11 protein-coding genes are annotated in these 13,608 nt (G+C 59.6%); 3 read left to right on the top strand and 8 right to left on the bottom strand.

The window, feature by feature from the left end; genetic code table 11:
- Positions 1-258 precede the first annotated feature (258 nt).
- The 3 genes from I6F35_RS00915 to I6F35_RS00905 all read right to left on the bottom strand — a co-directional run bounded on the left by I6F35_RS00915 (position 259) and on the right by I6F35_RS00905 (position 4,210).
- Positions 259-1,842, bottom strand: a complete 1,584-nt coding sequence (locus I6F35_RS00915) for a DHA2 family efflux MFS transporter permease subunit (protein ID WP_225115749.1) — start codon at positions 1,840-1,842, stop codon at positions 259-261.
- Positions 1,839-3,029 (bottom strand): HlyD family secretion protein, encoded by a 1,191-nt coding sequence (locus tag I6F35_RS00910; RefSeq protein WP_225115748.1) that lies wholly within the window; start codon positions 3,027-3,029, stop codon positions 1,839-1,841. Before I6F35_RS00910 ends, I6F35_RS00915 begins: the two co-directional genes overlap by 4 nt.
- A 308-nt stretch (positions 3,030-3,337) precedes the next feature.
- Positions 3,338-4,210, bottom strand: coding sequence for an NmrA family NAD(P)-binding protein (locus I6F35_RS00905; RefSeq protein WP_225115747.1), 873 nt, complete (start codon positions 4,208-4,210; stop codon positions 3,338-3,340).
- Positions 4,211-4,287: 77 nt separating this feature from the next.
- Between I6F35_RS00905 and I6F35_RS00900 the strand changes: the two genes are divergently transcribed.
- The 3 genes from I6F35_RS00900 to I6F35_RS00890 all read left to right on the top strand — a co-directional run bounded on the left by I6F35_RS00900 (position 4,288) and on the right by I6F35_RS00890 (position 6,483).
- Entirely contained in the window at positions 4,288-4,725 is a 438-nt protein-coding gene (locus tag I6F35_RS00900) for a helix-turn-helix domain-containing protein (protein ID WP_225115746.1), read from the top strand.
- 98 nt (positions 4,726-4,823) lie between these two features.
- Positions 4,824-5,336, top strand: coding sequence for a hypothetical protein (locus tag I6F35_RS40420; protein ID WP_346283129.1), 513 nt, complete (start codon positions 4,824-4,826; stop codon positions 5,334-5,336).
- A 19-nt stretch (positions 5,337-5,355) separates the two neighbouring features.
- A complete protein-coding gene (locus I6F35_RS00890) occupies positions 5,356-6,483 on the top strand; it encodes a glycosyltransferase family 4 protein (RefSeq protein WP_225116022.1) in 1,128 nt (375 codons plus the stop codon).
- A 54-nt stretch (positions 6,484-6,537) separates the two neighbouring features.
- On the opposite strand, the gene I6F35_RS00885 is transcribed toward I6F35_RS00890, so the two are convergent.
- The 5 genes from I6F35_RS00885 to gmd form a co-directional block, all read right to left on the bottom strand.
- Positions 6,538-8,199, bottom strand: coding sequence for a glycosyltransferase (locus tag I6F35_RS00885; protein WP_225115745.1), 1,662 nt, complete (start codon positions 8,197-8,199; stop codon positions 6,538-6,540).
- Positions 8,196-10,406, bottom strand: a complete 2,211-nt coding sequence (locus I6F35_RS00880; RefSeq protein WP_225115744.1) for a glycosyltransferase — start codon at positions 10,404-10,406, stop codon at positions 8,196-8,198. The genes I6F35_RS00885 and I6F35_RS00880 overlap by 4 nt, the downstream gene beginning before the upstream one ends.
- Positions 10,407-10,499: 93 nt before the next feature.
- Positions 10,500-11,249 carry an ABC transporter ATP-binding protein gene (locus I6F35_RS00875; protein ID WP_225116021.1) on the bottom strand — a complete coding sequence of 250 codons (750 nt, stop codon included), beginning with the start codon at positions 11,247-11,249 and terminating at the stop codon, positions 10,500-10,502.
- Positions 11,246-11,983, bottom strand: coding sequence for an ABC transporter permease (locus I6F35_RS00870; RefSeq protein WP_346283132.1), 738 nt, complete (start codon positions 11,981-11,983; stop codon positions 11,246-11,248). Before I6F35_RS00870 ends, I6F35_RS00875 begins: the two co-directional genes overlap by 4 nt.
- 481 nt (positions 11,984-12,464) lie before the next feature.
- Positions 12,465-13,535, bottom strand: a complete 1,071-nt coding sequence (gmd, locus tag I6F35_RS00865) for a GDP-mannose 4,6-dehydratase (RefSeq protein WP_225115742.1) — start codon at positions 13,533-13,535, stop codon at positions 12,465-12,467.
- Positions 13,536-13,608: the final 73 nt, after the last annotated feature.

The following is a 13,608-nucleotide window of genomic DNA, read 5'->3' as shown; positions in this document are numbered from 1 at the left end:
ATACCTCCGGAAGTCCGGAGGCGACCCTAGCCGCGTGGGTGGGCAATCGTTTGACACAGCGCAATAAAATGCCTTGCTGGCCGGAACCTTGAGAAGTGGGTAGGAGATCCGACCCTTTCCTGCCGAACCAGGGACGGAGGGGACGCCGGAGGCGCGGATCAGCGCTTCCGTTTTGCGGTGCTCTTCCGCCAGCGCCAACGGGCTGGTGTCGGCGTGAAGGATGCTCGTATAGGCGAGCAGCTTCACGGCCGCCGCTTTCTATGCCGCAGCCTTTCCCGGCTGGCCGCGCATCGAGATGACCATCAGGATAGCGACAATCATGACGACGCCCAGCACGTAGAACGTATCGGAAAACGCCATGATCAGGGATTGCTGCGCGACGAGATTGCCGAGCAGGATTTCTGCCTGATGATAAGCCCGTGCGGGATCCGGAAACCCGTGCTGCAGGAAATAATGCTGCAGGTTGGTGAGGAAGGACTGGTCGGTGGTGCTGTAGGGCGTCACCGACTGGCCGATGATGTTCGAGTGGAACTGCTCGCGTTTGGTAATGATGGTCTGCAGCGCGGCCGTTCCGATCGCGCCGCCGAGGCTGCGCATCATGTTGAAGACGCCGGAGGCGGCGGCGGATTCCGAAGGCTTGATATCGACCATCGCGATGCCGACCAGTGGCGAGATCATGATCGCCTGGCCGAGCGCCCTGACGATATTGGTCATCCGGAGCTGGTCACCGCCGTCGTTGAAGCTGAGCGTGGTGTTGAGGAAACAACTCAGCGCGAAGATCGCCAGCCCGGTGCAGACCAGAATGCGAGCATCGAAGCGCTTGAGCAGGGCCGGTACCAGCGGAACGACCAGGAGCTGCGGCAGGCCCACCCACGCCAGCACCAGCCCGATCTGCTCCGCATTGTAGCCCTGCACCTCGTCGAGATAGGCCGGCAGGATGTAGACCGAGCCGAACAGCGCGAACCCGACCAGCGCATTGGCGGCGGTGCCGAGCGCGAAATTCCGTCCCGCCAGCAGGCGGAGCTGTACCGCGGGCGCCGTGCTTCGCAGCTCAATGACGACAAACGCCCCCAGCATCACGGCCGCAGCGATCGATAGATGCACGATGTAGGGCGAACCGAACCAGTCGTCCTGGTTGCCTTCGTCCAGCACCGTCTGCAGGCAGGCGAGTCCGATCGCCATCGTCGCGATGCCGTACCAGTCGCCCTCTTTCAGGAGACCGAGCCGCATCGGCTCGCGATCGAGCGTCGGATAGAGCAGCGCCAGCATCACGACGCCGGGCACCAGGTTGACGAAGAAGATGTATTGCCAGCCGTAATGTTCGGTGAGGTAGCCGCCGATCGTCGGCCCGATCGAGGGGCCGAACGTTGCGGTGACGGCAAAAGCGGCGATGCCGATCGGCTGCTGCCGCCGCGGCAGCTTGGTCAGCACCATCGTGAAAGCCATCGGGATCATGACGCCGCCGCAAAAACCCTGCAGCGCCCGCATCGCGATCATGTCGCCGAGATTGCGCGCGAACGCGCATCCGACCGAGAACATCAGGAACAGCATCACGTTGGTGAGCAGGAAGCGGCGGAAGCCGAACACTCGGCTGAGATAGTCGGTCAGCGGGATCATGATGATCTCGCCGATCAGATAGGAAGTGGATATCCACGTTCCATTGTCGACGCCCGTCCCGATGCCGCCTTCGATGTTGGGAAGCGAGGAATTGACGATCTGGATGTCGAGCACGGCGATCAGCGCACCGAGCATGCAGCCGATCACCGCGACCCAGGTTCGGGCCGAGACGGCTTCGCTTGCCGCCTCGATCGGACCGGCGACGACGGCGTCGCTCGTGCTCATGGCTTCGCGGCCGCGTGCGCCCGGTCGCCGCGCGATCCCTTGGTGTTGATCGTGCTGACGACCGACATCCCGGGCCGCAGCAGGCCGGCCAGGGGATCGGTATGGTCGAGCGTGATCTTGACCGGAATGCGCTGCACGATCTTGGTGAAGTTGCCGGTCGCGTTGTCGGGCGGCAGCAGGGCGAACTCCTGGCCGCTCGCCGGCGCGAGGCTGTTGACGAAGGCCCGGACCGTGACGCCGGGAAACGTGTCGACGGAGAGCCGTACGGGCTGTCCGGGCCGGACATCGGCGAGCTGCGTCTCCTTGAAGTTGGCCACGACATAGGCCTGCGCCAGCGGCACGATCGCAAGCAGTTCAGTGCCGGGCTGGACATATTCGCCGAGGCGGATGCTGCGGGCGCCGATCACGCCGTCGACGGGCGCTGTGATGGTGGTGTAGCCGAGATTGATCTCCGCCTGTTTGAGCACGGCTTCATTGTGGACGACCGAGGCCTTGGCCTGTTCGAGCTGCGCGGCAAGCGTCGTCGCCTGCTTCTGGGCGGCGTCGAGCGCTGCCTGATCCTTGGCGATCGTGGCCTTGGCGCTGGCGATCGCCGAGGCGGCCTGCTGCGCGTTCTGGACCGAGCCGTAGCCTTCGTTGGCCAGGGTGCCGTAACGCGCGTTGTTCTGCTCGGCATAGGTCTCGGCGGCCTTGTCGACGTTGATGGTCGCCTCGGCCTCGTTGATGACGGCTTTCTGCTGCGCGATCTGCGCAGCCGTACTGGCAACAACCGCGCGCGCCTGCTCGACATCCGCCTTGGCCTGCTCGACGGCGGCCTTGTAGGTACGCTGATCGATGATCGCCATCACTTGGCCGGCCTTGACGGCCTGGTTGTCAGTGATGAAGAGCTGGCTGATATCGCCGGAAACCTGCGGCGCGATGCCGACGACATCGGCCTGGACATAGGCATCGTCGGTCGACACCTCGAACCGCCAGGTCGTCCAGTATCGCCATCCCACATAGGCCGCGCCGCTGATCGCGGTGACGACGAGGACGTAGAACGCCACATGGCGCAAGGGTGCGCTGAGTCTGAAGCCGTGATGAACGACGGCACTGCTCGCAGCTGCCGCGCTGGAGACGTGATCCGTCGGCACGGGCTGGTTCTCCGCCCTTGCCGGATCGCTGTCGATCTTGACTGGAGCATTCATGTTTGCCGCCCGCAATCGAATGAATCTGCGGGAAGCATGTCGAAGCGGCGATCCGGCTTCTTTCCAAAGGGCACGCCGTATTTCGCGAATGCAGTTGCGGCTTATGGCACTTTGGCATGATTGAGATTATCGGACTGATCTGCCGCAGGAGCGTGCGGCAGACATCACTGTTGATGAACGTTGAAAACACTTCGAATAGCTGGTCTAGAGCGTTTTCGGTTCTGATTGAATCAGAACCGAAGCTCTAGATTCTTGGTTTTGACGCGTTTTCTTCACGCGAACCGGTGTCCACTTCGCTCGAAAACGCTCTAGCGCGCAAGCGCTGCCGCGACGGAATGCGCCATCGGTGTCGTCGGATGGCCGATGAGTCCGCTCAATTGCCTGGAGTCGTCGTAGAGCGCGCCTTTTGCCGCGTTGGCGTCGCTATCGGCCAGGAGCGCCGCGAAGGCTTCCGGCAGGCCGATCGATTCCAGCGCGGCCTTGTACTCGGCCTCCGGCAGGTCCTTGTATACGATGGGCTTGCCAGACTGCCTGGAGATCTCGGCGGCATAGTCGGCGAGCGTATAGCCATTGTCGCCGGCGAGTTCGCAGATTCGGCCCGCCTGGGTCTCGCGGCTTGCGAGCACGGCCGCGGCGGCCGCGGCGTAGTCGGCACGTGCGGCGAGAGAGATGCGACCGTGGCCTGCGGCACCCAGCACGGCGCCGTGCTGGATGGCAGCGGCGACGTTGCCCGTATAGTTCTCGGTGTACCAGCCGTTACGCAGCAGCACGAAGGGCACGCCGGATGCACGGATCAGCGCTTCCGTCCCGCGGTGCTCTTCCGCGAGCGCGAGCGGGCTCGTATCGGCATGGAGGATGCTGGTGTAGGCGAGCAGCTTCACGGCCGCCGCCTTCGCCGCATCGATGACATTTCCGTGCTGCCGGACGCGCTGCCCGATCTCGCTCGAGGAAATCAGAAGCACCTTGTCGGCGCCCGCGAGTGCGGCCTTGATCGCGTCGGGATCGTCATAATTGGCGGTGCGGAGCTCGACGCCGCGCTCCGCAAGGTCCTTGGCGGCGGAGGCGTTGCGGACGATGCCGATCAGATGGGCGGCAGGGGCGATCCGCAAGAGCTCGGCGATGACGAGGCGGCCCAATTGGCCGGTGGCCCCGGTGATGGCGATACGTTCGGAAATTGTCACGTTCCTTCTCCTGGTCTAGAATGTAGACCAAGCCTAGATACGAGGCCGGCGATGATCGCGGAAGGAGGCAGTTTTTGGTGACAGGGTTACGCGCAAATAACCTCCCGTCAGCCCATGAGTGCCTGGCGCAGCGCTTCAAGACCTGGAGCAGCGGCGAGTTCGACCTCACGCTTTGCCCGGTGCGAGGCATCCTGGATCGCCTCGGCGACAAATGGACCACGCTGATCGTGATCGTGCTCGCGCAACGGCCGCATCGCTTCAGCGAGATCGGGCGAGCGATCCCCGACATCTCCAAGCGCATGCTGACGCAGACGCTGCGCGATCTCGAACGCGACGGGATGATCACGCGCCGCGTGTTTCCGACCAAGCCGCCGAGCGTGGAGTACGGGCTGACGGAGCTCGGCGAATCCCTGCTCGAACCGCTGGCCCATCTCGTCACATGGGCGGAGAACAGCCAACCGAAGATCGCGACGGCGAGATCGGCGTTCGATGCGGCGGAAACCTCGCCGAGCTAGGGACATTGTCAACAACCGGCTGCGGTGCTACTTCCCGCCGTGAGCCATCCGAGGCAAGCAGCGGCGCGGACCGACGCCGTCAGCGATACTGGCGCCCCATGGATGCGCTGTACGACCGCAGGTTCCCCGGGGACTCAATGGAGCAGCGGCGCAGCCATACGGAGAGTTTTGTGATCGAGGCGGAATTCTGGCGGGGCCGCCGCATCTTCCTGACAGGACACACCGGCTTCAAGGGAGCCTGGGCATCCATGCTCCTGCATGTCATGGGAGCCCGTGTCTTCGGCCTCGCGCTGCCTCCGGAACATCGCGATGGCGTGTTCGTCGCGAGCGAAGTCGAACAAGACGAGAATGACGGCCGCATCCAGGGCTATCGCGAGACGGATCCGGTCGGCGGGCATGATCCGTACAGCAACAGCAAGGGATGCGCCGAACTGGTCACCAGTGCGTATCGCCGAAGCTTCTTCTACCGGGCCGACGATGCGGCCATCGTGGCGGTTCTGACCCACCTCGCCTTCGATGGCACGGCGTTCCAGACAAGGTGGTTTTCCAACGTTCTTGGGGCCGTCGCTTCAAGAAGTGAAACAGAATGCGCGATCGCGCCTTTGGCTTGATCTTGATCTGGGAGTGAACTTGAAGGTCCTGCACTTCTTCAAAACGTATGTCCCGGACTCCTATGGAGGCGTTGAACAGTTCATCTTTCAACTCGCTCATGGCAGCAGTCAGCGCGGCGTCGACGTCGAAGTGCTGTCCCTGAGTCCGGATGTCGTTGACGAAACCGCCCGGTTTGACAACCACATCAGCCACCGCATCAAGCGCGATTTCGAAATCAGCTCGACGAGCTTCTCGTTCAGGGCGTTCGCAAAGTTCTCAACGCTCGCCCGGCAGGCCGACATCATCCATCTTCATTTCCCGTGGCCGTTCGCCGATGTCGTCTACTTTGCGACGCGCGTGTCAAAGCCTGTCGCACTGACGTATCACTCGGATATCATCCGGCAGCGCCTGCTGCTGAAGGTCTATGCGCCCTTGATGCGGCGGCTTCTCGGCAGCGTCGACCGGATCGTGGCGACATCTCCAAATTATCTGGAGACCAGCACAACGCTGGCCGATTTCCGCAAGAAGACCGACGTCATTCCAATCGGCCTGGATCGCTCAACCTATCCCGAGTACGACCCGTTGCTTGCCGCAAAGTGGCCGAGCCTGGCCGGCAAGCGCTTTTTTCTGTTCGTGGGAGTCCTGCGATACTACAAAGGGCTCCACATCCTTCTCGACGCCCTGCGCGGCACCGACTATCCGGTCGCCATTGCGGGAGCGGGGCCGATCGAAGGAGAACTGCGCCAGCATGCCCTCGATCTGAACCTGACGAACGTGCATTTCGTGGGAGCACCGAACGATCGGGAGAAGGTCGCATTGTTGAACCTCTGCCATGCGGCGATTTTTCCTTCTCACCTTCGCTCGGAAGCATTTGGCATCTCGCTCCTGGAAGCCGCGATGTATGGCAAGCCGCTCATCTCCAGCGAGGTCGGGACCGGCACCAGCTACGTCAACATCCACGGCGAAACCGGCCTTGTCGTTCCGCCCGGCGATCCGACCGCTCTCAGGGAAGCAATGCAAGCTCTGTTCGAGAACAACGAATTGGCCGCGCAGATGGGCGAGCGAGCCAAACAGAGATATGAAAACCACTTCACTGCCAGCCAGATGGTGGATCGTCATCTGGAGCTCTACAGAGAGATCCTGGCAAAGCGCTCCGAACAGACTTGATGCCGGCCTGCTCCCACCGACGCAGGATAACGATTGGAAAAGGTCGCCTGCCCCTTAAGCCGCAGGCTTTGAAACAGCCGTGGGCTTTGAAACAGATTCAGGAATGTAATCGACCCGATCCGACGAAATGCGATCGAGCAGGGTGATGTATTCGTCCACGACGTTGCTCCATGATCGTTTCGTCAATTGACCGTAAAGCGCCCGCTGCTTTTGCAATAGATCCGCCCTGTTGCAAAGCGCCCACTCGATCTTACCCGCCATGTCCTTCCAGCTGTAGGGATCGAACAGCATCAGATCGCGCAGCTCGGGATCGCTGATCACCTCCTCCGTGACGGCAATACGGGCCATCACGACTGGCGTGTCGACTGATAGAGCTTCCGTGAAGGTAAATGGGCAACCACCCTCACTCAGACTTGGATTCACTGCCAAAGCAGCCAGCCGATAGCAAGCCGCGAGTTCCTGATCCGACAACCCATGCAAGCAGAGCACATCATTATTGAGATTCTGCTTCTGAATAAATCTGGCAATTTCGGGCAAGGCGTCGGGGTGTCCGGTCAAAATCAACTTGTGAGGTAGATAGCGCTGCTTGAGCAGATGATTGTAGGCGCGAAGAAGCGTAAGAACGTTTTTGTTCGGACGGAACTGGCTCGCGTAAAAAATAAACTGGATTCCGTTGTTTGCAAATCTAGACGGATCTGATGTCCTTACCGCCTTTTGCAAGGCAGTAGCGAACAGATTGGCGCAAAACGCGTTAGTCGCATCGTTCTCATTCGAGAGGCCTGAAATTCTTATCAGATCGTCAAGCCTGTTAGCACCATGCAGTATTACATCTATTGCCTCTGGTGGCACTCCATAGCGTTCGACCAGCGTGCGTTGTTTGACATCAAGGCTGTATGTCACAAAATGACTTCCGCCCTTGATTGCCTGTTCGACCAACCTGAATGTCTCGTGAAATCGCTCCTCGTTGACCGCCGAAAACGCCACCGGAAAGTCCGCAAGCACAACGTCCGGCACGCAGATCAATCGAGGCGCCTTGATGTCGTTGAAATGGGGCCAGAAGGCAGTCGGAGCGAACCAGGCTGAAATCTCCTTGCGCTTTTCGATCTCGACGGAGAGCAGCTTGGCTTCCGCCGTCTCCATGTAGCGATACAGTCGCAGAGTGAACCCATTATCCTGCGGACGCGCGACCAGCCTGCCCATGTTTGGCGCGAACTGGGAACGGTAACGTCGAACAAGAGCTCGATATATTCTCCGGCTAGGCACACTCCGATTGATCAAGCGAACGGCGTAATAGATTAGAAGCACAGGAGAAGCAATCAATCCTATGAATGCCAACGCGACTGTGCTGCGCGTAGTCGCGGCGGTGCGCGCCACGTAAGCAACGAGTGATCCGCAGACGGATCTCACTTTCGACATGTAGTCGCGGACCTTCTTCTTTCGGAGCCGGTACGCTCTGTATGTCTGATACGCTTCGTAGAAGCGGAGCAATGTCGGGACCTTCTCGGGTCCAATCACTTCGAAAGCGTCGGGTTGTAGGCCGACAGATCGGCTCCATTCTTTGAGCGAGTCCCGCATCCAGCTAGGACACGCAATCACAAATCTCACATCGGCGCGGACCTTCGCTTCCTTCAGAAATTCCGCGAGATAGCGTCCCAGCCCCTGACCTCGCAGATCGACCTTGGGGGGATAACAAAGATAGATGCCGAAGGTCTTCATACAAACTCTTGGATGACTTGCCAGTACGCACCGGCCGACCGATCGAGACAATGCCGCGCGAAAGCTTCCGGACGCGGCGTGCTGTGCTGCACCGTTTCCATCTGCTTCAGCTTGCCCGCCATGTCTACCGGGTCAACCGCTTCAGACCAGATCAGGCCTAACTCGAATTGGCGGTCGATCTCCCTCATCGCTGGATAGTTGCTTGAAAGCGCCGGAACGCCAAACGACGCAGCTTCTACAACGGAAAACGTACCATTGTCGATTAGTCCCGGGTGCCAGAGAAAGGCAGCGTCACGGAGTTTTCGGCGATAGATGGAATCGGGCAGATCGCCTTCCATCTTCAAGTTCGCTTTGACCGCCCTGCTGGCACTGTAGACCTCTCGTGCCGCCACTAGGTGGGGACTGTTACGCGCGAACAGCTTGTCCGTGTCCACCCCGGTCACATGACATTCGAATCGACCGTCATATTCTTCGTAGTAGATCCGGAGTGCCTCCAAAGCATTACGATGATTCTTGTGAGGAGCAAGGTTAGTCGTCCAAATGAAGTACGCTGATGATGGAGGTCCACCTCCTCTGGTCAAACTGTCCCCCGAGCCGAATGTAGGCACAAGAAGCGGAACTTTCCTTACTTTGCTGGCTGGCAGCCCGGCAAACTGGCGTGCGTCATTCGCCGTGAATTCGGTCGTAACTAGGACAGCTTCGGCAGCGTGGGCCCGATCGATGAGCTGCTGATTTGCTTTCTCATCCATGATTGGGACGTAGCGCTGCAGGTAGTCGTAGATCATCAGCAGGTGGGGACGAACGGGAAGGACGGGAAACTGCAACCGGTCGGAGACAAATATCCATAGATCGCAATCGAAGAACTGATTAATTCCGTCATCGGGAACAGCATAAGTCGCATGTGTTAGCGTCCCCTCCCCGCCTGCATAGGCGCAAGCTCGAAGTGCTTCTCCCTGGGACAGAGTTCTCCACTGATAAGCCCGCCGCTCGATATGGCCGGGCAGATCGTCAAATTCCCTGTCGGGATAAGAAGTCGGATCGTCTAAATGTCCGAAGATAACGTCCACCGGCGAGCCGAACTGTTGACTACCAATCGCGACAGCGCTCGCCAGCAACTTTGCTCCTCTGAGGCTGCCTCCGCGATAGGCGACGGGAAGGATGACGGCGATCCTCTTCTTCCGGATTATCGGAGCTGTGGAGCGCTCTTCGGTCCTCTTCAGGATCAGTTCGATCGCCGAGCGCCACCTCGGTGCGCAGTGCTCTACGTTCATTGTATCAAGCAGGACCGCTTGCGATGCCCTGATCTGACCAATCAGTTGCTTGTCGCCTGCCAGTATTCGCTCGATCTTTCTTCTTGCCTCCTCGGAGGTCTTGCATCGTCCGGGCAATCCGAGGCCGCCCAGCCTATCAAGCAAGCCGCCGCCCATGAAGACTAGCGGCATCCCAGCTCGAACGGCTTCAAAGGGGTGATAGTGGACGTGGTTTGGCTCGGAACTATGATAGTACATTACAGCAAATGAACGCAGGTTCTGGAGATGCTCCTCGCTCGAGACATAGCCAAGAACGTGATCATCCTGAATCCGGATCGGTTGAGCGCCAGCTACGGCGTAAGGAAGACCTCCGAATGTCTGCTCAAACCGACGGTAGATCTCTCTATAGTACTCGCTGAGTCCGAGATCGGGGCAGACAAACAGTATTCGACGGTCGCGACCAGTCCAATCGTCCCGAATGTTCGTGTCTTGTAGGCCAGCCGGCAAATAGATGGCTCGCTCAGCCAGCCAAGGTGGCTCGATCTCGGCGAGATGATTGTATGCTTGGCCAAACCAGACAGACTTTGCCGCACGCGGCGACAAAATTGGTCCTTCGCGCCACTCAAGCATAGATAGTATTCGACCGTAGCTTTGTTGCCGGCCTAAGAGGCCGTATGTCCGCCAAACCTTAGCTCCGTCGAAATGGCGCACCATTGATCGGAAGAAGCGAGCTTTCAGAACTATAAAAAAGAGCAAATGGAAATGCTTGTTTGCGATCCGCCAAGCGTCGACGCCGGGGTCATCGTACCAGTCGGCTGCATTCAGGATCGCTAGGTCTTCCTTCGGAATTGTCAGCTTCTCATCTTCCGACCAGTCGACAGAACCTGACCGGAATGAGGGATCTGACGGAATCTTCTTGGGTAGGAATATCTCCTGTATCCCGACGCGCTTCAGCATGGGGACTTCGAAATTCCGAGCGGTCGTATGATTGAGCAACCACATCGCGCGTAGAGGACGGCCGTTCACTTACGTACTCCGGGCTTTCGATCTCTAAGCCAAGCCGTTGACACGTTTGTACTGGGCAATCGATGCTTCAACGCCTCCGTCGAAAACGATCTCGCCCCGATGAAAAACCAGCCCTCGATCGCAGATCGATTTGAGCGAGGCAAAGTCGTGAGATGCCAGGACCAGAATCTCGGATTTTTCGATCAACGCGCGGATGCGATTTTGAGCCTTCACGATGAACGCCGCATCGCCCGCCCCGATGACCTCATCGAGCAGGAGCACATCACCTTCCACCGCCGTCGACACTGCGAAAGCCAATCTCACCTGCATGCCTGCCGAATAGGTCTTGATCGGATAGTCGATGAACTCGCCAAGGTCGGCGAATCGCACCACCTCGTCTTCGATCTCGCGCATCTTCTTTGGCGACATGCCAAGCAGCAGACCGCGATAGAGGATATTCTCGCGACCCGATGCATCGGGCTCGAAGCCAAGGCTGAGATCGAACAGAGATCTGATCCTGCCCTCGACAATCCGCTCTCCGCCCGAGATCGGATAGAGGCCGGCGACCATCTTGAGGAACGTTGACTTGCCGGCGCCGTTGTGTCCGAGCAATCCGACCCTCTCGCCGGCCTTGATCTCGACGCTGATACCTTTCAGCGCATGAATGTGGTGGATCTGTCCCTGCCGGACCTTCTTTCCCGTCACCACGCCTGCCAGGAGGCTCTTCAGTGAGCGCTCCTTGAAAGCCGCGGAATGATAATGGAGATCGACGTTATTCAGCGATATCCGGTTCATAGATAGTAGATGACCTTCTTTTCCGCGGAGCGGCCGACCAGAACGGCCAGCAAGATCAGCCCTGCGATCAGGCCGAAGCTGAAGCCGTAATTCTGCCAGGTCGGCCACTCGCCTTGCAGCAGCGGAGCGCGAACGATCTGAAGCAAATGATAGATTGGATTCGCGTCCACCAACAAGTGCAGCCCCCCACCTCGAAACACCTTTGGTTCGAGGTAGATCGGCGAAATGAACCACAGCGCCTGCAGCACAAGGCCAAGCGCATGCGGCAGATCCCTGAACCGCGCACCGATATAGCCGAGCAAGGTCGCGAGCGGCCAGGCAATAAGCACGAGGAGCGGAACGACGGTTGGCACCGCGAGCCATGCCCAACCGAAATTCTGGGGTCGCCAGATCAGCACCCAGACGAGCAGGCTCGTGCTCGCGCACAGAAACACGATCAGGTTGGTCAGAACCGTCCTCAGGCTATAGATCGCGAGAGGATGTCTGCATTGCTTGATGTAGGCGTCGGCCTGCACGAAGGTGAGTGAGCCACCCACGGCGGACGCGATCACGAAGTCCCACAGGATCATTCCCGACAATATGAAAGGCGCATAGTCGGTGATGTCGCTGTGGAAGATCTTCCCGAACACGAAAGAGAGGAGCAGGGTCAGCCCCAGCGGCTGGATAATGGTCCAAAAGATGCCGAAAAAGGACCGTCGCCATCTGGAGCGAAGGTCCGACAGTGAGAGGTGCATCCAGAAATGGCGTGCCGCCCAGATGCCGCGGATATAGTTCAGCCCGGACAGGTCGGATGCAGACGGCGGTGTGATCTTGGCGGGCTCGTGGAACCGATCTTCCGAGCTGTACGACGCTATGGCCATCTTGAACCCCAATCGAGCTCGTTCAGAGCGGATACCGGAAGGACTTTCGCCTCGAGCGCAGAAGGCGTCCCTGCGAGGGATCGTGGACCCGCCCCGCGAGTCCTGAAACATCCGCATTATAGGCCGGATCTTGCTCCTGGCGATGCCAGCCCACAACCTTTCCCGAACCGCAGAACGGCTGATTATTCATGATATTAGCCGGCGAGTTCCAATGGAACCGTAACTTCCTGCGACGTCATGGACGTGCCTATGAACTGAATAAGACTTTTGTTCGTCACGGCGAGTTCCGGGCGCCGTTCGGTTGGCGCCAGATCGCGGCACAGCCCTCACGTTTTCATTCATCATGAAGGACCCGTTACCCTGCCGCTTCCGCTTTCGCCTCGGCGAGGTCGCTCGCGACCATTTCCTTCACGAGCTGGGCAAAGCTGGTCTTCGGCTTCCAGCCGAGTTTCTCGCGGGCCTTGCTGGCATCGCCGATCAGAAGATCGACCTCGGTGGGGCGGAAATAGGTCGGATCGATGCGGACCACGGTCTTGCCAGATTTTGTGTCGACACCGGTCTCGTCGATGCCCTCGCCGCGCCATGCAATCCGGCGGCCGACTTCGGCAAACGCCAGTTCCACGAATTCGCGAACCGAGCGCGTCTCGCCGGTCGCCAGCACGAAATCATCAGGAGCATCCGCCTGCAGGATCCTGTGCATGCCCTCGATGTAGTCCCGCGCATGACCCCAGTCGCGCTTGGCCTCAAGATTGCCGAGATAGAGCGTCTCCTCGAGCCCGACCTCGATGCGGGCGACGCCGCGGGTGATCTTGCGGGTGACGAAGGTCTCGCCGCGGATCGGGCTCTCATGGTTGAACAGGATGCCGTTGGAGGCGTACATGCCGTAGGCCTCGCGGTAGTTCACCGTGATCCAGTAACCATAGAGCTTGGCGACGCCATAGGGCGAGCGCGGATAGAACGGCGTGGTCTCCTTCTGCGGCACCTCCTGCACCAGGCCGTACAGCTCCGAGGTGGAGGCCTGATAGAACCGCGTCTCCTTTTCCATGCCGAGGATGCGGATCGCCTCCAGGAGGCGCAGCACGCCGACGGCATCGGCATTGGCGGTGTATTCTGGGCTCTCGAAGCTGACCCCGACATGGCTTTGGGCGGCGAGATTATAGATCTCGGTCGGCCTGATCTGCTGCACCAGCCGGATCAGGTTGGTCGAGTCGGTCATGTCGCCGTAATGCAACAGGAACGGCACGTTGCCGACGTGGCGATCCTGATAGAGATGATCGACGCGCGCCGTGTTGAACGACGACGAGCGGCGCTTGATGCCGTGCACGGTGTAGCCAAGCCCGAGCAGATATTCAGCGAGATAGGCGCCGTCCTGACCGGTGACGCCCGTGATCAGCGCGACGCGCCGCTTCGAATTTTCAACATGCATGAGAAATCATAGTTTTGGCTGGTTCCCACCCATGCGCTCGCAGCCAATGGCCGCGACAACGAGTTTCCCCTCG

This window comes from Bradyrhizobium sp. BRP22, assembly GCF_020194175.1.
Lineage (GTDB): Bacteria > Pseudomonadota > Alphaproteobacteria > Rhizobiales > Xanthobacteraceae > Bradyrhizobium.
Note: the sequence above shows the minus strand (reverse complement) of the source record. Positions and strands in the feature narration are given on the sequence as shown.